Annotated in this window: 24 protein-coding genes and 1 pseudogene; 14 read left to right on the top strand and 11 right to left on the bottom strand. The window is 70.2% G+C overall.

Annotation, left to right across the window (positions count from 1 at the left end; all coding sequences use genetic code 11):
• Positions 1-30 precede the first annotated feature (30 nt).
• Positions 31-699: a hypothetical protein gene (locus ACH4VX_RS00845; protein ID WP_398364745.1), complete on the bottom strand. Its 669-nt coding sequence runs from the start codon at positions 697-699 to the stop codon at positions 31-33.
• 111 nt (positions 700-810) lie between these two features.
• On the opposite strand from ACH4VX_RS00845, the gene ACH4VX_RS00840 reads away from it, so the two are divergent.
• Together ACH4VX_RS00840 and ACH4VX_RS00835 are read left to right on the top strand one after the other, a co-directional pair.
• On the top strand, positions 811-2,013 hold the full coding sequence (locus ACH4VX_RS00840) for a helix-turn-helix domain-containing protein (RefSeq protein WP_398364744.1): 1,203 nt from the start codon (positions 811-813) through the stop codon (positions 2,011-2,013).
• Positions 2,014-2,107: 94 nt separating this feature from the next.
• The gene (locus ACH4VX_RS00835; protein ID WP_398364742.1) at positions 2,108-2,563 is read left to right on the top strand and encodes a recombinase family protein; all 456 of its coding nucleotides are present in this window, start codon (positions 2,108-2,110) and stop codon (positions 2,561-2,563) included.
• Positions 2,564-2,956: 393 nt separating this feature from the next.
• On the opposite strand, the gene ppdK is transcribed toward ACH4VX_RS00835, so the two are convergent.
• On the bottom strand, positions 2,957-5,677 hold the full coding sequence (ppdK, locus tag ACH4VX_RS00830; RefSeq protein ID WP_398364740.1) for a pyruvate, phosphate dikinase: 2,721 nt from the start codon (positions 5,675-5,677) through the stop codon (positions 2,957-2,959).
• Positions 5,678-6,085: 408 nt separating this feature from the next.
• On the opposite strand from ppdK, the gene ACH4VX_RS00825 reads away from it, so the two are divergent.
• On the top strand, positions 6,086-7,867 hold the full coding sequence (locus ACH4VX_RS00825; protein WP_398364738.1) for a CDP-alcohol phosphatidyltransferase: 1,782 nt from the start codon (positions 6,086-6,088) through the stop codon (positions 7,865-7,867).
• Here ACH4VX_RS00825 and dusB read toward each other — a convergent pair whose 3' ends face one another.
• On the bottom strand, positions 7,868-9,058 hold the full coding sequence (gene dusB / locus ACH4VX_RS00820) for a tRNA dihydrouridine synthase DusB (RefSeq protein WP_398364736.1): 1,191 nt from the start codon (positions 9,056-9,058) through the stop codon (positions 7,868-7,870).
• A gap of 106 nt (positions 9,059-9,164) precedes the next feature.
• Here dusB and ACH4VX_RS00815 point away from each other — a divergent pair.
• A pseudogene (locus ACH4VX_RS00815) lies at positions 9,165-10,629 on the top strand (MFS transporter).
• A 214-nt stretch (positions 10,630-10,843) separates the two neighbouring features.
• The gene (locus ACH4VX_RS00810; RefSeq protein ID WP_398364735.1) at positions 10,844-11,089 is read left to right on the top strand and encodes a hypothetical protein; all 246 of its coding nucleotides are present in this window, start codon (positions 10,844-10,846) and stop codon (positions 11,087-11,089) included.
• 36 nt (positions 11,090-11,125) lie between these two features.
• On the opposite strand, the gene ACH4VX_RS00805 is transcribed toward ACH4VX_RS00810, so the two are convergent.
• The gene (locus ACH4VX_RS00805; protein WP_398364733.1) at positions 11,126-12,508 is read right to left on the bottom strand and encodes a glycine--tRNA ligase; all 1,383 of its coding nucleotides are present in this window, start codon (positions 12,506-12,508) and stop codon (positions 11,126-11,128) included.
• Between the two features lie 160 nt (positions 12,509-12,668).
• Here ACH4VX_RS00805 and ACH4VX_RS00800 point away from each other — a divergent pair, with 160 nt between their 5' ends.
• The 4 genes from ACH4VX_RS00800 (at position 12,669) to ACH4VX_RS00785 (ending at position 15,835) form a co-directional block, all read left to right on the top strand.
• Complete coding sequence (locus ACH4VX_RS00800; RefSeq protein WP_398364731.1) at positions 12,669-13,670, top strand: metal ABC transporter substrate-binding protein; 1,002 nt, start codon at positions 12,669-12,671, stop codon at positions 13,668-13,670.
• Between the two features lie 23 nt (positions 13,671-13,693).
• Positions 13,694-14,461: a metal ABC transporter ATP-binding protein gene (locus tag ACH4VX_RS00795; protein WP_398364729.1), complete on the top strand. Its 768-nt coding sequence runs from the start codon at positions 13,694-13,696 to the stop codon at positions 14,459-14,461.
• Positions 14,461-15,363: a metal ABC transporter permease gene (locus ACH4VX_RS00790; protein WP_398364727.1), complete on the top strand. Its 903-nt coding sequence runs from the start codon at positions 14,461-14,463 to the stop codon at positions 15,361-15,363. Before ACH4VX_RS00795 ends, ACH4VX_RS00790 begins: the two co-directional genes overlap by 1 nt.
• 64 nt (positions 15,364-15,427) lie before the next feature.
• Positions 15,428-15,835, top strand: coding sequence for a Fur family transcriptional regulator (locus ACH4VX_RS00785; protein WP_398364725.1), 408 nt, complete (start codon positions 15,428-15,430; stop codon positions 15,833-15,835).
• Positions 15,836-15,960: 125 nt separating this feature from the next.
• On the opposite strand, the gene ACH4VX_RS00780 is transcribed toward ACH4VX_RS00785, so the two are convergent.
• From ACH4VX_RS00780 to ACH4VX_RS00765, 4 genes are read right to left on the bottom strand one after another with little or no spacing between them, the layout of a single operon-like run.
• Positions 15,961-16,803: an isoprenyl transferase gene (locus tag ACH4VX_RS00780; RefSeq protein WP_398364724.1), complete on the bottom strand. Its 843-nt coding sequence runs from the start codon at positions 16,801-16,803 to the stop codon at positions 15,961-15,963.
• A gap of 21 nt (positions 16,804-16,824) precedes the next feature.
• Positions 16,825-17,571 carry a DNA repair protein RecO gene (gene recO / locus ACH4VX_RS00775; RefSeq protein WP_398364723.1) on the bottom strand — a complete coding sequence of 249 codons (747 nt, stop codon included), beginning with the start codon at positions 17,569-17,571 and terminating at the stop codon, positions 16,825-16,827.
• 21 nt (positions 17,572-17,592) lie between these two features.
• Complete coding sequence (locus ACH4VX_RS00770) at positions 17,593-17,808, bottom strand: hypothetical protein (protein ID WP_398364721.1); 216 nt, start codon at positions 17,806-17,808, stop codon at positions 17,593-17,595.
• A complete protein-coding gene (locus tag ACH4VX_RS00765) occupies positions 17,805-18,014 on the bottom strand; it encodes a hypothetical protein (RefSeq protein WP_398364719.1) in 210 nt (69 codons plus the stop codon). Before ACH4VX_RS00765 ends, ACH4VX_RS00770 begins: the two co-directional genes overlap by 4 nt.
• 115 nt (positions 18,015-18,129) lie before the next feature.
• On the opposite strand from ACH4VX_RS00765, the gene ACH4VX_RS00760 reads away from it, so the two are divergent.
• From ACH4VX_RS00760 to ACH4VX_RS00745, 4 genes are all read left to right on the top strand, one after another.
• Positions 18,130-18,960 (top strand): helix-turn-helix domain-containing protein, encoded by an 831-nt coding sequence (locus ACH4VX_RS00760; protein WP_398364717.1) that lies wholly within the window; start codon positions 18,130-18,132, stop codon positions 18,958-18,960.
• Positions 18,942-19,205 carry a DUF397 domain-containing protein gene (locus ACH4VX_RS00755; protein WP_398364715.1) on the top strand — a complete coding sequence of 88 codons (264 nt, stop codon included), beginning with the start codon at positions 18,942-18,944 and terminating at the stop codon, positions 19,203-19,205. Before ACH4VX_RS00760 ends, ACH4VX_RS00755 begins: the two co-directional genes overlap by 19 nt.
• 167 nt (positions 19,206-19,372) lie before the next feature.
• Entirely contained in the window at positions 19,373-20,032 is a 660-nt protein-coding gene (locus ACH4VX_RS00750; protein ID WP_398364713.1) for a DUF4328 domain-containing protein, read from the top strand.
• A gap of 444 nt (positions 20,033-20,476) precedes the next feature.
• Positions 20,477-21,580, top strand: a complete 1,104-nt coding sequence (locus tag ACH4VX_RS00745; protein ID WP_398364711.1) for a serine hydrolase domain-containing protein — start codon at positions 20,477-20,479, stop codon at positions 21,578-21,580.
• Between the two features lie 160 nt (positions 21,581-21,740).
• Here ACH4VX_RS00745 and ACH4VX_RS00740 read toward each other — a convergent pair whose 3' ends face one another.
• Positions 21,741-22,247: a GNAT family N-acetyltransferase gene (locus ACH4VX_RS00740; RefSeq protein WP_398364709.1), complete on the bottom strand. Its 507-nt coding sequence runs from the start codon at positions 22,245-22,247 to the stop codon at positions 21,741-21,743.
• Between the two features lie 445 nt (positions 22,248-22,692).
• Here ACH4VX_RS00740 and ACH4VX_RS00735 point away from each other — a divergent pair, with 445 nt between their 5' ends.
• Positions 22,693-22,977, top strand: coding sequence for a hypothetical protein (locus ACH4VX_RS00735; protein WP_398364708.1), 285 nt, complete (start codon positions 22,693-22,695; stop codon positions 22,975-22,977).
• A gap of 10 nt (positions 22,978-22,987) precedes the next feature.
• Here ACH4VX_RS00735 and ACH4VX_RS00730 read toward each other — a convergent pair whose 3' ends face one another.
• On the bottom strand, positions 22,988-23,650 hold the full coding sequence (locus ACH4VX_RS00730) for a response regulator (protein WP_398364706.1): 663 nt from the start codon (positions 23,648-23,650) through the stop codon (positions 22,988-22,990).
• The gene (locus ACH4VX_RS00725; RefSeq protein ID WP_398364705.1) at positions 23,647-24,906 is read right to left on the bottom strand and encodes a sensor histidine kinase; all 1,260 of its coding nucleotides are present in this window, start codon (positions 24,904-24,906) and stop codon (positions 23,647-23,649) included. Before ACH4VX_RS00725 ends, ACH4VX_RS00730 begins: the two co-directional genes overlap by 4 nt.
• Positions 24,907-24,929 lie beyond the last annotated feature (23 nt).

Below are 24,929 nucleotides of genomic sequence, written 5' to 3'. Positions count from 1 at the left end.
CCGCCCCGCGCGAAGACCGGCTCTCCGGCCCTACAGGGACAGCAACAGGGAGTCGGTCTTCCCCCGCCGGCGGCGCACATGCCCGCGCCGCCCGGCGAGGACCGCCATCAGCGTCCACGCCACGAGCCCGCCGATCAGCCCGTTCAGCCGCCCCGCGGCGTCCACCTCGTCCGCCTGCTCCATGGGCGCCACGCCCTCCGGGTCGCGGAGGACATCCAGCCGGTCCCCCACCTCCAGACCCGAGCCGTCACCGTTGTAGGTGAGCCGCTCCTCCAGTTCCTCCCCGTCCGCCGTGCGCAGCGTGAACCGGTGGTTGTCGCCGCCCGTCTCGTCCACGCCGTCCGCCACGATCACCACGCTCTCCCGCACCCCGCGCACCTCCAACGCCGCCTCGGGCGCGTACTGGACGGCCCCGACGAGGACGAACAGCGCCGGCACGAAGGACAGCAGGGCGATCCACCCCGCGCGATGGAGCAGCATCAGGAACACGGCGAACGCCAGACACAGCGGAACCCCCACGGCGATGGGCACCCACACCCAGCGCAGCGCCAGGTAGGACGCCCCCGCGGTGACGGCCGCGGCGGCCCACCCGAAGAGCACCACCCCGACCGTGCGCCGGAACGACCGCCAGGGGTCGACGGCGTACCCGCCCATGGCGCTCAGCGGCCTGATGCCGCTCCTGCGTATCCCCAGTGGCACTGCTGCTCCCTGTGCTCCCCCGCCACGGCGGCTCCGTGAGTCCGGCACGGGACACTACATCGCGACCTACCATCGAGGGACAGCAGCCTGAGCGAACGCACTGGGGTGACCGTGAGCAACTGGGCCGACCTGACGAACGGCAAGCGCATCAAGCACCTCCGGGGCTCGGACCTGACCCAGCAGGGGCTCGCCGACGCGGCGGGGCTGTCCCTGGCCCTGGTGCAGAAGGCCGAACAGGACCGGGGCGAGTTGTCCATCGGCTCCCTCCTCAAGCTCGCCCACGCACTGAACACGGACGTGTCGGTGATCCTGGGGCAGCAGGCGCCGCGCCGGGGGATGGACCAGGGCACCCGAGCCGCTGTGCGGCGGCTTTCGGATGCCGTCCACGACAGCGCCCTCGGCGCGTGGGAGAGCGTTGAGGAGCCGAGCACGCTCGCCGAACTGTCGATCGCTCATGACCGCGTGTGCGCCACCTACTGGCGGGGCGCCTACGAGGAGTTCGGCGAACTCGTCGCCAAGGTCCTGCTAGAAGGCCGCGTCCGGCACGCGCAGGCCACCGGATACGAACGCGAACAACTGGGCTCGGTGCTGGCAAGCACGTACCAGTTCGCATCCTCGGCCGCGGTCCTTCTGGGACAGCGAGACCTCGCACTGAGCGCACTCACCTCGGCACGCCACCTGGCGGAGAGTGCCGGCGACGACGTACTGACCGCGCTTCTGGAATCAACGCTGTCGTGGATCTACCTGCGGAGTGCCAGAGTCCCGCGCGCGGTTGCCGTTGCCGAGCAGGCGGCCCTGCGTATCGAGCCGTCGTTCAGCAGGGCGTCCCGCCCACAACTGCTCGCATACGGACGGCTGATGATCTCCGCCGCCGTGGCCGCCTCACGCCAGGGTGATGCCCCGTCCGCCGACGACTACCTGTCGCAAGCCCATGCGGCGGCGGCTCGGCTCGGCAGCGACGAGGCGCTGTACGGCACACATTTCGGACCTACCTCGGCGAACACCGAGGCCGTGGGGATCGCTGTCGCGCTCGGGAACCACGGAAGGGCACTGCAACTGGCCGCGCGCACGGAGCTGCCCCGCTCCATGCCCAAACTCGCCCGCAACCGCTACAAGCTCGACGTCGCCCTCGCTCAGTGCGAGGCGAAACTGTACGACCGGGCCGCCGATACCCTGATCGAGGTAGGACTCGACGCCCCCGAGTGGGTCAGGCATCAAGCACTCCCCGGTGTCATCGGCAAACGCCTCGTGAAGGTGTCCACGGCGCGCGTGCGCAGCATCAGCGAACTCATCGGCGTGCCCTTGATCGCGTAAGTCCTACGGACCGTAGGAGCACGGATTGGGCAACCCTCTCCGGTCGTACGCCACATCACTTCACTCTGCGTGACCACACGAGCACACTTGGTGCATGGTCAGTTTCAAGAATGAGCAGCCGCAGGAGCGGGCTCGGCCCCGTCGGGCCGAGGGCGACCTGAGGCGGCGTCGGGCACTGGCGGACGCGGCGGTCGGTGACACGCCGGCCGGGACCGTGAGGATCGAGCGGTTCCGCTGCGTGATCTACCTGTGCGGCGCTCTCCACACGGACATCGAGAGCCCTCGCAAGGAGTGCACCGAGTACGCGAACGTGTTCGGGTGGGAGATCACGGACGTGATCGAGGAACGCGCGGGTCTGCTGCCGCCGCAGGGGCGTGCCGGGCTGAGGCAGGCCGTCGAGCGCGTCAGGAACGGCGAGGCCGGTGCCGTGCTCACGGCGTGGCGCTCGATGATCTCGCCCGTTCCGCACGAGTACGACGAAGTGGCGCGCGAGATCGAAAGGGCAGGTGGCTTCCTGCACAACAAGGACGCGGCCGGACGCACGCCGTGACCTTCGCCCCGGCCGCCACGCGCCCGTGGCGCGACGTATGGCCGCTCGTCGCGCAGGCGGACGACGGCAACATGTGCAGCCACTCGGTGATGGCGGAGACGAACGGATAGCTGACCGCCGCCTCGCCCGCCGCTTCCCCCAACGCCTTCTTGAACTCGCTCCAGCTCATCGGGCCCTCCCTCTGAGCGGCATCCGGCATACCAGCTGACCTGCCACTGCCCCGGAACACACCGGAATAAGCGACATCGGAGGGGATTCGGGCGCCGTGCCATGCCGAAGGGCGGGCCCCCCGCACAGGGGCCCGCCCTTCTTCGTGAACCGGAGCCGCTGCCGATCGGTGAGGGTGGTCGGGTGACAGACAACGGCTCCGGGGCTCGACTCGCCCGGTGAGGGCTAGCGGTGGTCGCTGCCCGTCGACGTGACGGCCGCGCGGCCGGCTTCCAGGCGGGCGACCGGGATGCGGAACGGGGAGCAGGAGACGTAGTCCAGGCCGACCTCGTGGAAGAAGTGGACCGACTCCGGGTCACCGCCGTGCTCGCCGCAGACGCCGAGCTTCAGGTCGGGGCGGGTGGCGCGGCCGGCCTTCGCGGCGGCGGCGACCAGCGAGCCCACGCCGTCCTTGTCGATCGTCTCGAACGGCGACACCCCGAAGATGCCCTTCTCCAGGTAGGCCGTGAAGAACGAGGCCTCCACGTCGTCCCGGGAGAAGCCCCACACCGTCTGGGTGAGGTCGTTGGTGCCGAAGGAGAAGAACTCGGCCGCCTCGGCGATCTGGCCGGCGGTCAGCGCGGCGCGCGGCAGTTCGATCATCGTGCCGATGGCGAGCTTCAGCGAGGTGCCGGTGGCCTGCTCGACCTCGGCGATGACCGTGTCGGCCTCCTCGCGGACGATCTCCAGCTCCTGGACCGTGCCGACCAGCGGGATCATGATCTCCGCGCGCGGGTCGCACTTGGCCGCCCGGCGTTCGGCCGCCGCCTCCGCGATGGCCCGCACCTGCATGGTGAACAGGCCCGGGATGACGAGGCCGAGACGGACACCGCGCAGACCCAGCATCGGGTTCTGCTCGTGCAGCCGGTGCACGGCCTGGAGCAGGCGCAGCTCGTTCTCGTGCGGCTCCTGCCGGGACTCGGCGAGGGCGACGCGGACCGACAGCTCGGTGATGTCGGGCAGGAACTCGTGCAGCGGCGGGTCGAGGAGGCGGACGGTGACCGGGAGGCCGTCCATCGCCTCGAAGAGCTCCACGAAGTCCTTCTTCTGGAGCGGGAGCAGGGCCTTCAGGGACTCCTCGCGCTCGGCCTCGGTGTCGGCCAGGATCAGCCGCTCCACCAGTTCGCGGCGGTCGCCGAGGAACATGTGCTCGGTGCGGCACAGGCCGATGCCCTGGGCGCCGAACCTCCGTGCCCGCAACGCGTCCTCGGCGTTGTCGGCGTTGGCGCGCACCCGCAGCCGGCGCTTGCGGTCGGCGAAGGCCATCATCCGGTGCACGGCCTCGACCAGTTCGTCGGCGTCGTCGGCGCCCGGGTGCATCCGGCCCTCGAAGTACTCCACGACCGGGGAGGGGACGACCGGGACCTCACCGAGGTAGACCTTGCCGGAGGAGCCGTCGATGGAGACGACGTCGCCCTCCTCGACCACGTGCCCGCCGGGGACGGTCATCCGGCGGCGCTTGGTGTCGACCTCCAGCTCCTCCGCGCCGCAGACACAGGTCTTGCCCATGCCGCGCGCGACCACGGCCGCGTGGGAGGTCTTGCCGCCGCGCGAGGTGAGGATGCCCTCGGCCGCGATCATGCCGTCCAGGTCGTCGGGGTTGGTCTCGCGGCGGATCAGGATGACCTTCTCGCCGGAACGCGACCACTTGACGGCGGTGTACGAGTCGAAGACCGCCTTGCCGACCGCCGCGCCCGGCGAGGCCGCGATACCGCGTCCGACCTGCTCGACCCTCGCGTCGTCGTCGAAGCGCGGGAACATCAGCTGGGCGAGCTGGGCGCCGTTGACGCGGGTGAGCGCCTCGGCCTCGTCGATCAGGCCCTGGTCCACCAGCTGGGTGGCGATGCGGAAGGCGGCGCCCGCCGTGCGCTTGCCGACGCGGGTCTGGAGCATCCACAGCTGGCCGCGCTCGATGGTGAACTCGATGTCGCAGAGATCCTTGTAGTGGTTCTCCAGGGTCTCCATGATCTGCATGAGCTGGTCGTACGACTTCTTGTCGATCGACTCCAGCTCGGCGAGCGGCACGGTGTTGCGGATGCCCGCGACCACGTCCTCGCCCTGGGCGTTCTGCAGGTAGTCGCCGTAGACGCCCTGGTGTCCCGAGGCGGGGTCGCGGGTGAAGGCGACGCCGGTGCCGGAGTCGGGGCCGAGGTTGCCGAAGACCATGGAGCAGACGTTGACGGCCGTGCCGAGGTCGTGCGGGATGCGCTCCTGGCGGCGGTAGAGCTTGGCGCGGTCGGTGTTCCAGGAGTCGAAGACCGCGTGGATGGCGAGGTCCATCTGCTCGCGCGGGTCCTGCGGGAAGTCCCGGCCCGCCTCGGTCCTGACGATCTTCTTGAACCTGGTGACGAGCTTCTTGAGGTCGGCGGCCTCCAGCTCGGTGTCGACGGTGACCTTCTTGGCCGCCTTCGCCGCCTCCAGCGCGTCCTCGAACAGCTCGCCGTCGACGCCGAGGACGGTCTTGCCGAACATCTGGATGAGGCGCCGGTAGGAGTCCCACGCGAACCGGTCGTCGCCGGCCTGCTTGGCCAGACCCTGCACGGACTTGTCGGAGAGGCCGATGTTGAGGACGGTGTCCATCATGCCCGGCATGGAGAACTTCGCCCCGGAACGGACCGACACGAGGAGGGGGTTGTCGGCCTGGCCGAGCTTCTTGCCCATCGTCGCTTCGAGGGCGTCGAGGTGTGCACTCACCTCGTCACGCAGTGCCGCCGGCTCCTCGCCACTGTCGAGGTAGGTCTTGCACGCCTCGGTGGTGATGGTGAAGCCGGGCGGGACGGGAAGGCCCAGGTTGGTCATCTCGGCGAGGTTGGCACCCTTGCCGCCGAGCAGGTCCTTCAGGTCCTTGTTGCCCTCGGTGAAGTCGTAAACGAACTTCACTACGTGGGGATCTGTGTTTTCCGACACGGGTCTCGACTCCTCGAGGACGCGGTGGCTGCCCTGACGGCGAGGAATGTACCCAGATCAAAGGCATCTGGATACGTCCACTTGCGCGTCGTACGCCTGTAACCAGTCGTCTGCCAGCGGATCGAAAGTCAAAGCTTGGCAAGCCGCGACGGCCGAATGTTTTCACCTCTTGAACGCATCAGCCTTCCCATCAACTCCTGAGCGCTCATACGAGCGACAATCGCCACGTTTGATTTCGCTCGATGAACGATCAAGAGATGGCACCGAGTGCCACCCTTTGAGAAGTACAGCCACCCATGATCCGCTCATCTGAGCGCCACCCTTATCAAGGGTGGCGAGAATCACGCTGCCACAGCGAGCCGGATTTCACCATGCGGACCACCTCCGGCACCCGAAATCCCCGGTCGGATGAACACACCGTTCGCCCCGCCCGTACGGAACGACGGCGGACCCGGACCCCCACGCCGGGTCCGCCTCCCACCGGGCTCGGTACGGACGGAAGGAACCTCCGGGTTGCCTGTCTTCACACGCCTGCGCGACGCGCGCGACGCGCACCCCGCCGCCGCTCGCACCCTCCGCCGGACGCTGCACGCCCTCGCCGCCGCCCTCGTCGTCGGCGCCCTCCTGATGCCGAACACCGCCCCGGGGCTCCAGCCCGACCGGTTCACACGGATACCGGCGGAGGCGATCATCGGGGCCGTCCTGCTGCTCGCCCTGCCGCGCCGGCCGCGGATCGTCGTGGCGGCGCTGTACGGGGCGGGAACCGGCGTCCTGACCGTGCTGAACCTGCTGGACATCGGGTTCACCGAGTATCTGGGCCGCGGCTTCAACGTCGTACTCGACTGGGGGCTGCTCGACGACGCCCAGGCCTACGTCGCGGACTCGATGGGCTCCACGGCCGCGACCGCCGCCGCCGTCGGCGCGGTCGTCCTCGCCCTGCTCCTCGTGACCGTCATGGCGCTGGCCACCGTCCGGCTCGGCAACCTGCTGGCCCGGCACCGCGTCCGCGCCACCCGGGGCGCGCTGGTCGCGGGGACGGTGTGGGTCACCTGCGCCGCGCTCGGGGTCCAGATCTCCGGTATGCCGGTCGCCTCCGACCGCGCCGCGGGCGCCCTGAAGGGACAGACCCGGCGCGTGGTGGACACCCTGCGCGACGAGGCGGCCTTCGCGAAGGAGGCGCGGGCGGACACCTTCGGCGCCACTCCCCCCGGGCAGCTCGTCCCGGACCTGCGCGGCAAGGACGTCGTCCTCGCCTTCGTCGAGAGCTACGGCCGCACCGCCGTCGAGGACCCGCTGATCGCCCCCGGCGTCACCCGCACCCTCGACACCCGCACCGCCGCGCTCGCGAAGGCCGGCTACCACGCCCGCAGCGGCTGGCTCACCTCGGCGACGTACGGCGGCAGCAGCTGGCTCGGCCACTCCACGGCCCTGTCCGGTCTGTGGATCGACAACCAGCAGCGCTACCGCACCGTCACCGCGAGCGACCACCTCACCCTCACCGAGGCGTTCCGCAAGACCGGCGCCTGGGACACCGTCGGCATCATGCCGGGCGTGCAGAAGGCCTGGCCGGAGGCGGAGTGGTACGGCCTCGACAAGGTCTACGACGCCTTCGACCTCGGCTACCGGGGGCCGAAGTTCAGCTGGTCGACCATGCCGGACCAGTACGCGCTGGAGGCGTTCCAGCGCCTGGAGCACGGCAGGAAGCGCGACCGGCCGCTGATGTCGGAGGTCGTCCTCACCTCCAGCCACCAGCCCTGGGCGCCGGTCCCGAAGCTGGTCGGCTGGGACGAGCTCGGCGACGGCTCGGTCTTCGACGCCGTCCAGAAGGCGGGGAAGAGGCCCGCCGACGTCGTCGCCGACTCCACCGAGTCCCGGCGGGAGTACGGCAGGTCGATCGAGTACTCGGTGACCGCCCTCACCCAGTGGCTGGAGCGCTACGGCACCGACGACACCGTCCTCGTCTTCCTCGGCGACCACCAGCCCATCGCCCGGGTCAGCGGCGACCGTGCGAGCCGGGACGTGCCGGTGTCGATCGTCGCCAAGGACCCGAAGGTGCTGGAGAAGATCGACGCCTGGAACTGGACGGAAGGGCTCCGGCCCGCGAAGGACGCGCCCGTGTGGCGGATGAGCTCGTTCCGCGACCGCTTCCTGACCGCCTACGGCTCCACCCCGCACCCCACCGGGGGCTGATCAGCCGCCGGAGGTGTCCAGTTCCGCCTCCTCGCCGACGCCCGCGCAGTCGTACGGGTCCTTCAGCCAGCCGTCCGGCAGCACCACCCGGTTGTTGCCGGACGTACGGCCGCGGGGGCCGTCGGCGCCGGCCGGCCAGGGCTGGTCGAGGTCCAGCTCGTCGAGCCCGGCCCGCAGCTCCTCCAGCGAGGAGGTGATCGCGAGCCGCTTGCGCATCTCGGAGCCGACCGCGAAACCCTTCAGGTACCAGGCCACGTGCTTGCGGAAGTCGATCACCCCGCGCGACTCGTCGCCGATCCACTCCCCCAGCAGCGTGGCGTGCCGGACCATGACGTCGGCGGCCTCGCGGAGGGTGGGCCGGGCGATGTCCTCGTCACGCCCCTCGAAGGCGGCCACCAGGTCCGAGAACAGCCACGGCCGCCCCAGACAGCCGCGGCCCACGACCACCCCGTCGCAGCCGGTCTCACGCACCATCCGCAGCGCGTCCCGGGCCGACCAGATGTCGCCGTTGCCGAGCACCGGGATCTCCGGGACGTGCTCCTTCAGCCGGGCGATGGCGTCCCAGTCGGCGGTGCCGCCGTAGTGCTGGGCGGCCGTACGGCCGTGCAGCGCGATGGCGCTCACGCCCTCCTCGACGGCGATCCGGCCGGCGTCCAGGTAGGTCAGGTGGTCGTCGTCGATGCCCTTGCGCATCTTCATCGTCACCGGCAGGTCCCCGGCCCCGCCGACCGCCTCGCGCAGGATGGACCGCAGCAGGTTCCGCTTGTACGGGAGGGCCGAGCCGCCGCCCTTGCGGGTCACCTTGGGGACCGGGCAGCCGAAGTTGAGGTCGATGTGGTCGGCGAGGTCCTCCTCCGCGATCATGCGGACGGCCTTGCCGACGGTCACCGGGTCGACGCCGTACAGCTGGATGGAGCGCGGCTTCTCGCTCTCGTCGAACCTGATCAGCTGCATGGTCTTGTCGTTGCGTTCGACCAGCGCCCGGGTGGTGATCATCTCGCTGACGAACAGCCCCTTGCCCCCGCTGAACTCCCGGCACAGGGTGCGGAAGGGCGCGTTGGTGATCCCCGCCATGGGGGCGAGCACCACGGGCGGCCGAACCGCGTGCGGGCCGATGCGCAGGGTCGTGTTCGGGTCCGTGTTCAAAGCCGTGTTCAAAGCCGTGTTCACGGTGGGCGTGGTCGTGGGCATTCCCCCATTGTCCCGCATGCCGAGGGGTACCCGGTGCGCCGGTGTCCGAGATCGTGTAACGGTCATTAGTTAACCGCACTATCGAATCGCGCGTACGATGGCGCCCATGCCCGAGCTCAGCCACGGCCGTCGCATGCTGGTGCTCGCGATCTGCTGCATGAGCCTGCTGATCGTGAGCCTGGACAACACGGTCCTCAACGTCGCCCTGCCCGCCCTGCAGAGGGAGTTCGACGCGAGCACCTCGGGCCTGCAGTGGACCATCGACGCGTACACGCTCGTCCTGGCCTCCCTGCTGATGCTCGCGGGCTCCACGGCGGACCGGATCGGCCGCAGACGGGTGTTCATGGCGGGCCTGGTGATCTTCACCCTCGGCTCGGTGCTGTGCTCACTGGCCCCGGACCTGTCCTGGCTGGTCGTGTTCCGGATGGTGCAGGCGATCGGCGGCGGATGGGGGTACCTCCCAGGCCTTTAGGGCACTGGGGGAGCTCAACCCGGTCGCCATGTCGATCATCGTCAACACCTTCACCGATCCCCGCGAGCGGGCCCGCGCGATCGGCGTGTGGGGCGCGGTCGTCGGCATCTCGATGGCCGCCGGCCCGCTGGTCGGCGGCCTGCTGGTGGAGTCGGTCGGCTGGCGCTCCATCTTCTGGGTCAACCTGCCGGTGGGCCTGGCCGCGCTGCTGCTCACCTGGCGCTTCGTCCCCGAGTCCCGCCGCCCGGACCCGGTCGGCCAGCTCCTGGTGATCGTCCTGTTCGGCTCCCTGACGTACGCGATCATCGAGGCCCCGCACGCCTCCCTCCCGGTGACCGCCCCCTTCGCCGCCGTCGCCCTGATCGCCCTGATCGCCCTCCTGCGGTACGAACCCCGCCGCCGCGAACCCCTCATCGACCTGCGCTTCTTCCGCTCCGCTCCGTTCAGCGGGGCCACGGTGACAGCCGTGAGCGCGTTCGCCGCGCTGGGCGGCTTCCTGTTCCTGTCCACGCTGTACCTGCAGAACGTACGGGGCCTGAGCGCCCTGGACGCGGGCCTGTGGATGCTCCCGATGGCCGTCCCGACCTTCCTGTGCGCCCCGCTCTCCGGCCGGCTGGTCGGCAGCCGGGGTCCGCGTCTGCCGCTGCTGGTCGCCGGCGGCGCGATGACGGTGAGCGGACTCCTCTTCGCCCTGTTCGAGGCCGAGACGTCCGACGTCACCCTCTTCATCGGGTACGTCCTCTTCGGCGTCGGCTTCGGCTTCGTCAACGCCCCGATCACCAACACCGCCGTCTCCGGCATGCCGACCGCGCAGGCGGGAGTGGCCTCGGCGGCCGCGTCCACCAGCCGTCAGCTGGGCCAGGCGCTGGGCGTCGCGGTGATCGGCGCGGTGCTGGCGGCGGGGGTGGGCTCGTCGTCGTACGCGAACACGTTCGTGACGGCGGCGCGGCCGGGCTGGTGGATCCTCGCGGGGTGCGGACTGGCGGTGCTGGTGGTGGGCGCGCTGACATCGGGCCGCTGGGCGCGGGGGACCGCCGAGCGGACGGCGGAGCGGCTGGAGTCGGCGGAGATGCGCAGGAACGCGGGCGTCAGCGCCTGACCGCTGACCGCGGGCAGTCGTGCCGCAGGGCGGCACGGGTGGGCTGGGGGTACCCCCTTCGGGGAAGGCACCCCGCAAGCACCGGACTGCGCGAACACCCCGGCACAGACCTCCACCGGCCTACCTGTTGAAGTCGCTTCTGCTGCACACTCCTTGTCGTCCCCGAACGGGGGCACAAGAACGGCGACACCCGACACGGATTGCCGGAGGCATCATGCCGCAGATCGACACGAGCAAGGTCACCCGCTGGGACCTGCACGGCCGCGAACACGTCGTACGCGTCCGACGCACCGGCGTACAGCGGACGATCCGGTGTGAGACCTGCGGCTGGCGCAGAGGCGCCCAGTTCCTGCCGTGGCTCAAGGCACAGGAGCATCTGACGGAGGCGCACCAGGCGACGGTGGACCCGTCGAACCGACGGACGTCCACGACGAGGCCCCCGGTCCGGACCACCGAGTGATCCGGACCGGGGGCCTCGGTACAGCCCGCGAAGCGACTAGGCGCCGATCAGACGGGCCGCCAGGTACCCCTCGATCTGGTCGAGCGAGACCCGCTCCTGCTTCATGGTGTCGCGCTCGCGCACCGTCACCGCGTTGTCGTCCAGCGTGTCGAAGTCGACGGTGACGCAGAACGGCGTACCGATCTCGTCCTGGCGACGGTAGCGGCGCCCGATGGCACCGGCGTCGTCGAACTCGATGTTCCAGTTCTGCCGCAGCGACTGCGCGAGGCCCTTGGCCTTCGGCGACAGCTCCGGGTTCCGGGACAGCGGAAGCACCGCGACCTTCACCGGCGCGAGGCGGTGGTCGAGCCGCAGCACGGTCCGCTTCTCCATCTTGCCCTTGGCGTTGGGCGCCTCGTCCTCGATGTACGCGTCGAGCAGGAAGGCGAGCATCGCCCGGCCGACACCGGCCGCCGGCTCGATGACGTACGGCGTCCAGCGCTCGCCGGCCTCCTGGTCGTAGTAGGCGAGGTCCTGGCCGGAGGCCTTGGAGTGGGCGGAGAGGTCGTAGTCGGTGCGGTTGGCGACACCCTCCAGCTCGCCCCACTCGCTGCCGCCGAACTGGAAGCGGTACTCGATGTCGGCGGTGCGCTTGGAGTAGTGGGAGAGCTTCTCCTTCGGGTGGTCGTACCACCGCATGTTCTCCTCGCGCAGGCCGAGACCGGTGTACCAGTTCCAGCGCTGCTCCATCCAGTACTCCTGCCACTTCTCGTCCTCGCCCGGCTTGACGAAGAACTCCATCTCCATCTGCTCGAACTCGCGGGTGCGGAAGATGAAGTTGCCGGGCGTGATCTCGTTGCGGAAGGACTTGCCCATCTGGGCGATGCCGAACGGCGGCTTGCGGCGCGAAGTGGTCCGCACCTGGCCGAAGTTGGTGAAGATGCCCTGGGCGGTCTCGGGGCGCAGGTAGGCGATGGAGCCGGAGTCCTGCGTCGGGCCGAGGTGGGTGGAGAGCAGGCCCGAGAACTGCTTGGGCTCGGTGAAGGTGCCCTTGTTGCCGCAGTTGGGGCAGTTGAGGTCGGCGAGACCGTTCTCCGGGGCGTGGCCCTTCTTCTCCTCGTACGCCTCCTCCAGGTGGTCCGCGCGGAACCGCTTGTGGCAGGAGGTGCACTCGGTCAGCGGGTCCGTGAAGGTGGCGACGTGACCGGAGGCGACCCACACCTCCGGGGCCAGGATCACGGACGAGTCGATGCCGACCACGTCCTCGCGCGACGTCACCATGTAGCGCCACCACTGGCGCTTGAGGTTCTCCTTGAGCTCGACACCCAGCGGTCCGTAGTCCCAGGCGGCCTTCTGGCCGCCGTAGATCTCACTGCAGGGGAATACGAAGCCACGGCGCTTGCTCAGGCTGACGATGGTGTCGATCTTGTCGGCGGCCACGGTGCTCTCTTCATTACGACGACGGGCGACGAAGCGAGATGCTTCCAGCGAAGCCCTCAGGCTACCGGCGCGGCCTGCCCCTCGACCAATTCGGTGCCCCCTGCAACGCCCTCACGTGCTTTGTTGACAACGGTTTCCATATTTGTTGAAAATGACTGTCATGAACGTACGACGACACCACATATCCGCGGCCGCCCTGGCCGCGGTCACCGCCCTCGGTCTCGGCACCCTGACCGCCTGCTCCTCCGACAGTGCCGCCGCGGGCAACACCGACAAGTTCGACGTCGTCGCGTCGTTCTACCCGATGGCCTTCCTCGCCGAGCAGATCGGCGGCGAGCACGTCCACGTCACCAGTCTCACCCAGCCCGGCCAGGAGCCGCACGACCTGGAGATCAGCGCCAAGCAGACCGCGCAGCTCGAGGAGTCCGACGCGGCGCTCTACCTCAAGGGCCTCCAGCCCTCCGTCGACGAGGCCATCGGCCAGTCCCCGGTCTCCACGAAGATCGACGCGGCCGGCCTGACGACCCTGAAGGAGCACGGCACCGAGGCCGGCGGCCACGAGGACGAGCACGCCGAGGACGAGCACGCCCACGAGGACGAGCACGCCCACGAGCACGAGCACGCCCACGAGCACGAGGGCGGCAAGGACCCCCACGTCTGGCTCGACCCGGTCAAGTACGCCGAGGTCGCCGAGGGCGTCGGCAAGGCCTTCGAGAAGGCCGACCCGGACCACGCCGCCGACTACAGGAAGAACACCGAGGCCCTGGTCAAGAAGCTGAACGACCTCGACACCACGTTCGAGACCGGCCTCGCGGACAAGAAGAACAGCGTCTTCATCACCACGCACGCCGCCTTCGGCTACCTCGCCGAGCGCTACGGCCTGACCGAGGAGGCCATCAGCGGCCTGGACCCCGAGTCCGAGCCCAGCGGGGCGCGCGTGAAGGAACTCCAGGAGATGGCGAAGGCCGACGGCGTCACCACCGTCTTCTACGAGACACTCGTCAGCGACAGGACCGCCAAGACCCTCGCCGGCGACGCCGGACTGAAGACGGACGTCCTCGACCCGCTCGAGGGCATCACCGACGCCTCCCGCGGCGACGACTACTTCCAGGTCATGGAAGCCAACCTCGAGGCCCTGCGGACGGCCCTGGGAACCAAGTGACCGACGAACCACCGGAGGACGGCATGACCGAGCCCGTCATTTCCCTGCGCGGCGTCCGCGCCGAGCTGGGCTCGCGCCCCGTCCTGCGCGGCATCGACCTCACCGTGCGCCGCGGCGAGGTCGTCGCCCTGCTCGGCGCCAACGGCTCCGGCAAGTCGACGGCCGTACGCAGTGTCATCGGCCAAGTGCCCGTCAGCGCCGGGGAGATCGAGCTGTTCGGCACCCCTCGGCACCGGTTCCGCGACTGGGCGCGCGTGGGGTACGTCCCGCAGCGCACCACCGCCTCGGGCGGCGTCCCGGCCACGGTGACCGAGGTGGTCTCCTCCGGCCGCCTGGCCCGCACCCGCTTCGGCCTCTTCCGCAAGGCCGACCGCGAGGCCGTACGCCAGGCCCTGGACCTGGTCGGCATGGCGGACCGGGCGAAGGACTCCGTCGACGCCCTCTCCGGCGGCCAGCACCAGCGGATCCTGATCGCCCGCGCGCTCGCCGCCGGGCCCGAACTGCTGATCATGGACGAGCCGATGGCGGGTGTCGACCTGACCAGCCAGGAGGTCCTCGCCGAGACGCTGAAGCACCAGGTCTCCGAGGGCGCCACGGTCCTCCTCGTCCTGCACGAACTGGGCCCCCTGGAACCCCTGATCGACCGGGCGGTCGTCCTCCGCGACGGCTGCGTCCTGCACGACGGCCCGCCCCCCGAGGCCGTCGGCCAGCACGCGCTGCCCGGCCACGACCACGTACACCCGCACGCACCGGCGGGCGCCGGACCGATCCGCACGGGACTGCTGAGCTGATGGAGATCCTCGACTACGCCTTCATGCAGCGGGCGCTGCTCGCCGCCGTCCTGGTCGGCGTCACCGCCCCCGCCGTCGGCATCTACCTGGTCCAGCGCCGCCAGGCCCTCATGGGCGACGGCATCGGCCACGTCGCCATGACCGGCGTCGGCCTCGGCTTCCTGCTCAGCTGGTCCCCGGTGTGGATGGCGACACTCGTCTCCGTCCTCGGCGCCGTCTTCATGGAACTGGTCCGCTGGTACGCCAGGACCCGCGGCGACATCGCCCTCGCGATGCTCTTCTACGGCGGTATGGCCGGCGGCGTGATGTTCATCAACCTCGCCCCCGGCGGCTCCACCACGAACCTCTCCTCGTTCCTCTTCGGCTCCCTGTCCACGGTCTCCGAGTCCGACGTGACCGCGATCTGCCTGCTGGCCGCCTTCGTGGTCGTGATCACCGTCGGTCTGCGCCGGCAACTGTTCGCGGTCAGCCAGGACGAGGAGTTCGCCCGGGTGACGGGCCTGCCGGTGCGGTTCCTGAACCTGCTCACGGCGATCACCGCGGCGGTGACCGTCTCCGTCGCGATGCGCGTGGTCGGCCTGCTGCTGGTGAGCGCGCTCATGGTGGTGCCCGTCGCGGCGGCCCAGCAGCTCACCCGCAGCTTCGCCGCCACGTTCGCCATCGCCGTCGCGATCGGCGTGAGCGTGACCATCGGCGGCACGGTCACCTCGTACTACCAGGACGTGCCGCCCGGCGCGACGATCGTGCTGCTGACCATCGCCGCGTTCATCGCGCTGACCGCGCTGGCCACCCCGCTGGCCCGCCGCCGCGCCCGGGCACTGGCCGCCGCGCAACCCGGCGGCGACCCCGCCGAGTGTGCCATTCCGGCCAGCCGCAAGGCCGCCGACGAGATCGGCGCCTGACTCGCCGCTGCCCGGACTGGCACAATGGCCCGGGCAGACGGGCCCGATATGAGGAGGCAATCCGGTGACGACCGCAGGACCGCCCGTGAAGGGCCGCTCCACCCGGCAGCGTGCCGCTGTGGCGGCCTGCCTTCAGGAGGTCGACGAGTTCCGCAGCGCGCAGGACCTCCACGACATGCTCAAGCACAAGGGCGACTCCGTCGGCCTGACCACGGTCTACCGCACGCTCCAGTCCCTCGCCGACGCCGGCGAGGTCGACGTCCTGCGCACCGCCGACGGCGAGTCCGTCTACCGCCGCTGCTCCACCGGCGACCACCACCACCACCTGGTCTGCCGCAACTGCGGCAAGGCGGTGGAGGTGGAGGGCCCGGCGGTGGAGAAATGGGCCGAGGCCATCGCGGCGGAACACGGCTACGTCAACGTGGCCCACACGGTGGAGATCTTCGGCACCTGCGCGGAGTGCGCTGGTTGACTGCGGGCAATCGCACGGGTGGGCGGTGGCGGCACCTCCCGCTCGGGCGCAGCCGAGAGTGGGGGAGGTACCCGGCAAGCGCCGGGCAGCGCAACCCACCTCCGCCCGGCCCCTGCACCGAGCGCCTACTCGGCAGCCTCCGGCCGTCCCTCCATGGCCAGCAGCTCCTCGTTCGGGATCGCGCCCCCGAACCGCCGGTCCCGGGAGGCGAATTCCAGACACGCCCGCCACAGATCACGGCGGTCGAAGTCCGGCCACAGCACGTCCTGGAAGACCATCTCGGCGTAGGCGGACTGCCACAGCAGGTAGTTGGACGTGCGCTGCTCACCGCTCGGCCGCAGGAACAGGTCCACGTCCGGCATGTCCGGGTAGTACATGTACTTCTGGAGGGTCTTCTCGTTGACCTTCGACGGATCGAGCCGCCCGGCCCTCACGTCCTCCGCGAGCGCCTGCGCGGCATCGGCGATCTCCGCGCGCCCGCCGTAGTTCATGCAGAAGTACAGCGTCAGCCGGTCGTTGTCCTTCGTCTGCTCCTGGGCGACCTGCAGCTCCTTGGCCACCGACTTCCACAGCTTGGGCATCCGCCCCACCCAGCGCACCCGGATGCCGAGCTCGTCGAGCGTGTCACGCGTCTTGCGGATGAAGTCCCGGTTGAAGTTCATCAGGAAGCGCACCTCGTCCGGCGACCGCTTCCAGTTCTCGGTGGAGAAGGCGTACAGGGAGATCGCGCCCACGCCCATCTCGACCCCGCCCTGGAGCACGTCCAGCACCCGCTCGGCGCCGACCTTGTGCCCCTCGGTGCGCGGCAGCCCCCGCTCCTTCGCCCACCGCCCGTTGCCGTCCATGACGATCGCCACGTGCTTCGGGACCAGTTCCCCGGGAAGCTTCGGAGGCCGCGCGCCGGACGGGTGCGGTTCCGGCGTCCTGTACTCCTGGCGCTGACGCCCCAGGAACCCGCGTACCACCATGTGTCTCTCGTCTCCTCGTGCCTACTTCTCGACGTACCTGAGCGAGCGCAGCCCGCGCTCCAGATGCCAGTGCAGGTAGGCGGACACCAGCCCGCTCCCCTCCCGGACGTACCGCGCCTCGCACGCGTCCGCGGTCTCCCAGTCTCCCGTAAGCAGCGCTCCGAGGAGTCCCAGGGCCTGCGGTGAGGGTACGACGCTGCCGGGCACCCGGCAGTCGACGCAGATGGAACCGCCCGACGCGACCGAGAAGAACCGGTTCGGCCCGGGCATCCCGCACTTCGCGCAGTCGGTGAAGCTGGGCGCGTACCCGTTGACGGCGAGGGAGCGCAGCAGGAACGCGTCGAGCACGAGATGCGGCGCGTGCTCGCCCCTCGCCAGCGTCCGCAGGGCCCCGACCAGCAGCAGGTACTGCTGCACCGCCGGCTCGCCCTCGTGGTCGGTGAACCGCTCGGCGGTCTCCAGCATGGCGGTGCCCGAGGTGTAGCGGGCGTAGTCGGTGACGATTCCGCCACCGTACGGCGCTATCGTCTCGCTCTGCGTACACAGGGGCAGGCCGCGGCCGATCAGCTCGCTGCCCTTGGAGAAGAACTGCACGTCCACGTGCGAGAACGGTTCGAGACGGGCACCGAACTTCGACTTCGTCCGGCGCACGCCCCTCGCCACCGCGCGTACCCGCCCGTGACCGCGCGTGAGCAGTGTGATGATCCGGTCCGCCTCACCCAGCTTCTGGGTGCGCAGCACGATGCCGTCGTCGCGGAACAGACTCATGGGATCCATTGTCGCCCACGTTCAAGGCACCTCCCCCCGGCTCCGGGCATTGGCGTACGCCGTCGCCACGCGCAGCCGCTCGGCGGGCGTGGCATGCCGTACGGCACCGGGGTCGGCGTCCCACTCCCGGCCGCCGCCGTACGGCCTCAGCTGGACGTAGGGCCCCTCATGCCCCATGACGACGCCGATCCGCTCGGTCCGGGTGTCCACGACGTACGCGCCGACGGGCGGCTTCACCGCACCACCGCCGCCGCGATCCGCCGCGCGGTCTCCACGGAGCACCGCCCCAATTCAATGAGCGGACAGGGCGCCTCCCGCGCAAGACTCACCGGGTCCAGCCCCAGTGACGGCAGGGAAATTCCGGCCTTCGCGAGTGCCGCCCGCAATTCCTTCACCACTTCCTCCGCTTCTTCGACGCAGAGCGCCGAGTGTCGTGCCTTCACCGTGCTCCCCTTTCTTTTCGGCTTTCACTCTTCGTACCCCAAGGGTGACATTCCGTGTCTACACTCGGGAGGGGCTCGCGCTCTACAAGTGCGCGTCAGCACAAGGGGGTTGGTTATGGCCAACGGTTCACGTCAGGCGGCGTGGGAGTTCTTCGGCGCGGAACTGAAGCGCCGACGCGAGGACGCGGAGTTCACGCAGGTGGAGCTGGGTACGAGGGTGTTCGTGTCGGGCGGCTACATCGGCCAGTTCGAACAGGCGATTCGTAAGCCACAATTGGATGTGGCCCAGCGGATCGACGACGCGCTGCAAACCGACGGTATTTTCGAGCGGTTGTGCAGGAAGCTGATTGACGATCGGCGGTATGCGGATTACTTCGCCGGGGTCTTGGAACTGGAGCGGCTGGCGACGACGATCTGTGATTTCGAGCCGACTGTCGTACCCGGGCTCCTTCAGACGCGCGCCTACGCGAAAGCGCTCACTGTGGCAACGCACCCACTCGCGGTGGACGAGTTCATCGACGACAGGGTAGCCGCCCGCATGGAACGGTCGAGCATTCTCAAGGACGCTGCAAGGCCCAAGTATTGGGCGATCGTGCATGAGGCAGCACTTCGAACCACGGTGGGCGATCCGGGTGTCACCGCGGAGACACTGGATCATCTGGTTGCATTGGCCCGTCGACGAAGCGTCCTGTTGCAGGTGTTCCCGTTCTCTGCCGGAGCGCCTGCCAACAACGGTTCTCTGCGGCTCATGCAGTTCGAGGACGCGCCGCCTGTCGCCTATACAGAGACTTCGTTTTCGGGAACGCTGGTCGACGACCCAGCCGTGGTGCAGAGGGCACGTGACGCCTACGATCTGCTCAGGGGTGCCGCGCTGTCGCCGGAGGCATCCCTGGACGTCATCGAGTCGGCGGCTGGGGACCACAGACGATGCACCGGTACAGCCTGAGCAACGCCAGTTGGCGCAAGAGCACGTACAGCAACGGTGATGGCGGCAACTGCCTCGAAGTCGCCCACGACTTCCCCGGCGCGGCCCGCTGGCACAAGAGCACCTACAGCGACGGCGGCGAGGCCTGCGTCGAAGTCGCCTCCGGACCCCCCGGCGTCGTACCCGTCCGGGACAGCAAGGTGACCGACGGACCGGTGATCCTCGTCGGGGCGTCCGCCTGGACGGAGTTCATACGCGGCGTCTGACGACGAATTGTTCTGGACGGGCTTTCACCGTCCGGCATATCGTGCGTCCGCGCGCGATCTTCCGCGGGTGATCGTTGTCCTACCGCCCGTGGGGGGCCGTCGTCATGTTCGCATCCACTGGTGGGCTTCGCCCGCCTTCCCCTTCCTCTTCCCCGCTGCCCAGCAGCGTGCCGCTCGCCTCACGCGGCCTCCTCACCGCCGTGGTGGCGGTGTTCGCGGCCGCAGCGCTCGGCGACCTGTTCGCCGTGTACACCGGTGTCCGGCTCCGCATGCTGGTCGATGGCGACGCGACCGCCCTGACCGCGTCGAGCCTGGACTCCGCGTACTCGCTGTACGAGAGGGCGGGACAGGTCCAGGTATCCACGAGCCTGCTCTGCGCGGTGCTCTTCGTCACCTGGTTCTTCCTGATGCGCCGCCGCACCGGGCTCCTGGCACCGGACCGGTTCCGCATGGGGCCCGGGTGGGCGATCGGCGCGTGGTTCATCCCCGTGGCCAACCTGTGGCTGCCGTACCGCGTCGCGGTCGACATGTGGGGGGCCTGCTCGCCACTGCCGACCGAGGGGGAGTCGCACCGCGTGCCGATGTGGCCGGTGAACCTGTGGTGGGGCCTGTTCGCCGGGACGGCCCTGCTCGGCCGGTACGCCGCCGCGCGCTTCGACAAGGCCGACTCGCTCGCCGAGATCAGCGACGCCGTGGCGCTGTACCTCGCGGTCGACCTCCTGTACGCCGCCACCGCAGGGGCCGCCGTGGTGTTCGCGGTACGGCTGACAGCCCTGCAGCGACTGAAGGCGACCGAGGGACCGTACTGGACGCCGGCCGGGGCGTGACCACCGGCCGGGGCGTTTCCCTGGACGGAGTCCGTACCTACCGTCGGGGCTCTCGCTTCTTCACCGGTGTCGTGCTTCCGCGACCCTGGTAAGTGAACGTCTCCCCCGTCCGCTTGGCCTTCAGCACCCCGGCTGCACACGGGAAACGCCCTGCCCACGGCCTTCTGCACCACCTTCTGAGAGGCTCGCCCGTCTCGCCCCGAGCGGGCGGCGATGCCGCGTTCCGGCCCGGGGTGACGAAACACAGCTCCACCGGAGCCCAGCCGCCTCCCACGTCCTCGGCCGAAGTCATGAGAGGGCCCGTTGGACACCGCGCCGTGTCAAGGGGGTTGACCTCCATTCGATTCGGGTTCTGGCCCCAATGATCTCTGGGTGGGGTCCTGGCAAGGTCGTGGGTGAGCGAATGATCCGGCCGCGCCAGTCGGCCACGACCAGGGGGACCATATGCATCGCAAGCGCCTTGCCGCCGCGGTTCTGCTCGCCGCCACACTCACTGGGGCCTTCGCGCCCGTGGCGACGGCCCGCCAGCACGACCCGGTGCAGCAGCAGTTGGATCTGCTCGTCGAGAGGGACGGGGTGCCGGGCGCCCTCGCGTACGACGGCAGGAGGACGCGTACCGCTGGCGTCGCGGAGCTGGAGTCGGGCCGTGAGATGGTCGGTTCAAAGGGCCGGTTCCGGTTGGCCAGCAACACCAAGGCATTCACCGCGGCAGCCGTGATGCGCCTGGTGGTGGACGGACGGATACGACTGGACGACCGCGCGGGGACCTACGTGCCACAGCTCGCCGAGCACACCGTCACCGTACGGCAGTTGCTCAAACAGACCAGTGGTCTGCCGGAGTACTCCGCGCTGGTCGACTGGAGCCGGCCCGGCACGTCCGAGGACTATCTGGCCCTCGCGCTCGAGGAGGAACCCGTCTTCGAACCCGGCACCGACTGGAACTACTCCAACACCAACTACCTGGTGCTGGGCATGGTGGTCGACAGGGCGTCGGGGCTCGACTTCCGCACGTACGTCGAACGCACGATTCTGCGTCCGCTCCACCTGGACGACACCTACTGGCCCGCACCGGGTGAGGTCTCCCTGCGCGGACCACACGCCCGCAATTACGGTGTTCACCCGGCGTACCCGCAGGCAGGCCGGGTGGATGTGACCGAGCTTCCGGGGTACGAGTTCGGCGCATCCGGCGGGCTCGTCTCCACGCCCGAGGACCTCAACGCGTTCTGGGACGGCCTGTTCAGCGGACGTCTGCTGCCCGACTGGGCAGTGCGCCTGATGACCCGGGACACCACCGACGTCGGCGGCCGCGACGTCTATCCGGCGGGCAGCCGTTACGGTTACGGCGTCGCCTCGATCCCGCTCAGCTGCGGCGGCGTCTACTGGGGCCACGGCGGAGATCTGCCGGGCGATTCGGTGGGCGGCGGGAGGGCCACGGGCGGTCGCGGCACCGTAACCGTCTACACCACGACTTGGGCAGCCGAAGGCGACAGTCTGCGCCATCTCCAGCAAACGGTGGACGCGGCCCTGTGCGCCAGGAGCCGGGGATAGGGCCACGCAGCCGAAGCGAAGACCCGCCGGCCCTTGGCGGTGTCGTCGCCGACGCGTTCTGCCCGGGTCCTGTCTCTCCGGTCCGGCTGGTCACCCTTGTGGCTCGGTCATGGCGGTGGGCCCCGGAGGCATGCCTCCGGGGCCACGGGGGCGGGCGCCGTCAGTGGCCTGAGTTCGTGATCCTGTACTGGATCACGTTCTCTTCGGTGGCCCACTGGTGGAAGCCCGCCTTCTCCAGGACGCGGACCGAGGGCGGGTTGGACGATTCGACGTTGGCGGACACGGTGTGGACGTCCGGCGCGGTGAGGGCGAGTCCGGTCAGGGACCGGGTGGCTTCGGTGGCGTAGCCGCGGCCGCGGCGGGAGGCCACGATGCCGTATCCGATTTCGAGGACGCCCTCGCTGGGGGGCCAGAACAGGCCGATGGATCCCACCACCAGGCCACTCGCACGCTCGATGACCAGACGGTGGCCGTGCGGGGTGAGCCAGGCGGGGTGCTGATCGAAGAGGCCGGCGACGATGCGGTCGCCTTCGGCGGGAAAGTCCTCTGCCCAGTGGCTGGACCTGGTGCCGTCGAGGACCGCGCTGACCTCGTTCATGGTCCAGGGCCGAAGGACGAGACGCTCGGTGATCAGGTCGGCGTGGGCGGGTGAGGAAGAGGAAGACACGTGTTTCTCCTGGTCGTTGAGACGACCGGGCCGCGCTCTGCTGTCGCGGGCCGGACAAGGGCATGCCGATGAGGGCCGACGGCGGCCATATTCATCAACCTCCCTGTTCCGTGATCACGCGTCTGTCGCGCTGGCGCAACGCTATCAGCCGTCTCTCCGGACCATCCCGTTTCCAGACAGCTCGCTGAGGGTTCGCACCGGCCGGAGCCGTTGCTGCCGCGGGGGACCGGGTCGGGCCGTCCGCCGGTGTGGACGCGACGGCGGCCGATGGACGGCATACGGTGGCGGAGCCCGGGAGACGAGCGCCCCCTGGAGACGTTCGTCCGACCGGACGATGAACTGTCGATGACGCCGTCGGCGTGACGTTTCGCCCCCGTCGCAACCGGGGTGGGTGCGGCCGGTCTCCTGTCCTGCAGAACCGACACCTTTCGGTGAGGAGACCGCCATGACCGCGACCGCTTTCGAGTACGGCCCGAACCATGCCTTCGTCGACCCCTGCGCCGTCGACGACCTGGGCGGCGGCGACTACCTCCTGCCTCCCCCGCGCCCGGCCGGCCGCCTCCACACCGCCATCGACCCGCGCGACCGCCGCCGGCTGGAGCTGCACGCCGCCCTGACCGCCGCCGGTATCCCGCCCCGGCCCGAGGACCGTGAGGCCATCGAGAGCCTGAGCGCCCTGTCCGGCAGCGTCAACAGCACCATCCAGCGCTGGCTGCACCACACCCTGTGAGCCGCCGGGCTCACGCCCTCCCCGGCGCCACCAGCCCCGACTCGTACGCCACGATCACCAGCTGGGCCCGGTCCCGCACCCCGAGCTTGCCCATGGTCCGGCTGACGTGGGTCTTCGCGGTGAGCGGGCTCAGTCCCAGCGAGTCGGCGATCTCGGCGTTGTTCAGGCCGCGCGCGACCAGTGTGAGCACCTCGCGCTCGCGGTCGGAGAGGCACTCGGGGCCGGCGCCGACCGGCGCCGACGGACTGCGCAGGAACCGTTCGATGAGCCGGGCCGTGGGACCCGGTGAGAGCAGGGCCTCGCCGGCCGCGACCGTGCGGATGGCGTCCAGGAGTTCGGCGGGCCGGGTGTCCTTCACCAGGAAACCGGAGGCGCCGGCGCGCAGCGCGTCCACGATGTTCTCGTCGGTGTCGTAGGTGGTGAGGACGAGGACCTTGACCCCCGCGAGGTCGTCGTCGGCGGCGATCAGGCGGGTCGCCTCGATGCCGTCGAGGTCGGGCATGCGGATGTCCATGACGACGAGGTCGGCGCGCTCGGTGCGGGCCCGTTCCGCCGCCTGGCGGCCGGTGGCGGCCTGGCCGACGACCTCCATGTCGGGTGCCGACTCGACGAGCATCGCGAACGCCTCCCGTACGAGGGTCTGGTCGTCGGCGAGCAGCACGCGGATGGTCATCCGGTTCCTTCCCAGGGCGTCGCGGGCGTCAGCGGCAGGGTCGCCGTCACCCGGAAGCCGCCGCCCTCCCGTGGTCCGGCGTCGAGTGTGCCACCCACGCTGCGGGCCCGTTCCCGCATGCCGACGAGACCGAAGCCGGGGGTGGTGCCGGGGGTGGGGCCGGTGCCGTCGTCGGTGACGGACAGGCGCAGGGCGCCGTCCTGCTCCCGCAGGTCGACGCGGACCGCCGGTCCGGGTCCGGCGTGCCGGACCGCGTTGGTCAGCGCCTCCTGGACGAGGCGGTACGCGGCGGCGCCGACGGCGGGCGGTACGGGGCCCGCCACCCGGACGGCCGGTTCGACGCGGGCGCCGGCGAGGCGCGCGGCCTCCACCAGGTCGGGCAGGCCGTCGAGGCCGGCCAGCGGGCCGCGGGTGTCCGAAGGGCCGCCGTTGTCGCGCAGCACCTCCAGGGTCGTACGGAGTTCACCGCGGGCCGTCCGGCAGGTGTCGGCGATGTCGTCGAGGGCCTTGGCGACGGTTTCGCGGTCGAGGCGTTCGGGGTCGGCGGCCAGGACGTGCGCGGCGACGGAGGTCTGCACGCCGATGAGGGTGATGCTGTGGGCGAGCAGGTCGTGCAGGTCGCGGGCGATGCGCAGGCGTTCCTCGGCGACCCGGCGCCGGGCCTCCTCCTCGCGCGTGCGTTCGGCGCGCTCGGCGCGTTCGACGATGGAGGCGACGTACTGGCGGTAGAAGCGGACGTCGACGCCGAAGACGAGCACGGCGACGACCCAGCCGGTGATGCGGAACAGTTCGATGAAGCCGTCGGGGTTGGTGAGGGCGTTCACGGTGAGGGTCGTGCCGATGACGACGGTGCCGAGGAGGAGGGTGCGGCGGGGCGTGCTGGTCGACGCGACGGTGTAGAGGGCGACCAGGGACCCGGCGACGGGCGCGCTGTGGTTGTTGTCGAGGGCGTGGTACGGCACGACCGGCACCAGGACCAGCAGGAGCACCGGCAGCGGCCGGCGCCGCCGCCACGCCAGGGGCACATGGGCGGCGAGCAGCAGCGTCCAGCCGAGCGCGTCGGGTTCGCGTCCGTGGTCGACGAGCAGGGCGAGGGCGAGGGCGAGCGCGGCGGTGCACGCGGCGAGGATCGCGTCGTTGCGGACGGCGTGCGGGGCGGTCAGGGGGTCGCGGTTGACCACCGCGATGATCCGCTCACCGATGCGGGGGCGTTCCGCCGCCGTGGGGCTCACTGTCGTCGTGTGCACGGGGTACATCCTCCGGGAGGAGGACGCCCCTC

Source organism: Streptomyces sp. NPDC020731, assembly GCF_044334705.1.
Taxonomy (GTDB): Bacteria; Actinomycetota; Actinomycetes; order Streptomycetales; family Streptomycetaceae; genus Streptomyces.
Note: the sequence above shows the minus strand (reverse complement) of the source record. Positions and strands in the feature narration are given on the sequence as shown.

Coding starts and splice junctions, on each gene's coding strand:
- ACH4VX_RS00735 (WP_398364708.1), top strand. CDS start 22,693: ATGACCGCGACCGCTTTCGAGTACGGCCCGAACCATGCCTTCGTCGAC.
- ACH4VX_RS00800 (WP_398364731.1), top strand. CDS start 12,669: ATGAACGTACGACGACACCACATATCCGCGGCCGCCCTGGCCGCGGTC.
- ACH4VX_RS00745 (WP_398364711.1), top strand. CDS start 20,477: ATGCATCGCAAGCGCCTTGCCGCCGCGGTTCTGCTCGCCGCCACACTC.
- ACH4VX_RS00755 (WP_398364715.1), top strand. CDS start 18,942: ATGCACCGGTACAGCCTGAGCAACGCCAGTTGGCGCAAGAGCACGTAC.
- ACH4VX_RS00810 (WP_398364735.1), top strand. CDS start 10,844: ATGCCGCAGATCGACACGAGCAAGGTCACCCGCTGGGACCTGCACGGC.
- recO (WP_398364723.1), bottom strand. CDS start 17,571: ATGAGTCTGTTCCGCGACGACGGCATCGTGCTGCGCACCCAGAAGCTG.
- ACH4VX_RS00835 (WP_398364742.1), top strand. CDS start 2,108: ATGGTCAGTTTCAAGAATGAGCAGCCGCAGGAGCGGGCTCGGCCCCGT.
- ACH4VX_RS00780 (WP_398364724.1), bottom strand. CDS start 16,803: ATGGTGGTACGCGGGTTCCTGGGGCGTCAGCGCCAGGAGTACAGGACG.
- ACH4VX_RS00795 (WP_398364729.1), top strand. CDS start 13,694: ATGACCGAGCCCGTCATTTCCCTGCGCGGCGTCCGCGCCGAGCTGGGC.
- ACH4VX_RS00760 (WP_398364717.1), top strand. CDS start 18,130: ATGGCCAACGGTTCACGTCAGGCGGCGTGGGAGTTCTTCGGCGCGGAA.
- ACH4VX_RS00790 (WP_398364727.1), top strand. CDS start 14,461: ATGGAGATCCTCGACTACGCCTTCATGCAGCGGGCGCTGCTCGCCGCC.
- ACH4VX_RS00730 (WP_398364706.1), bottom strand. CDS start 23,650: ATGACCATCCGCGTGCTGCTCGCCGACGACCAGACCCTCGTACGGGAG.
- ACH4VX_RS00825 (WP_398364738.1), top strand. CDS start 6,086: ATGAACACACCGTTCGCCCCGCCCGTACGGAACGACGGCGGACCCGGA.
- dusB (WP_398364736.1), bottom strand. CDS start 9,058: ATGCCCACGACCACGCCCACCGTGAACACGGCTTTGAACACGGCTTTG.
- ACH4VX_RS00725 (WP_398364705.1), bottom strand. CDS start 24,906: ATGTACCCCGTGCACACGACGACAGTGAGCCCCACGGCGGCGGAACGC.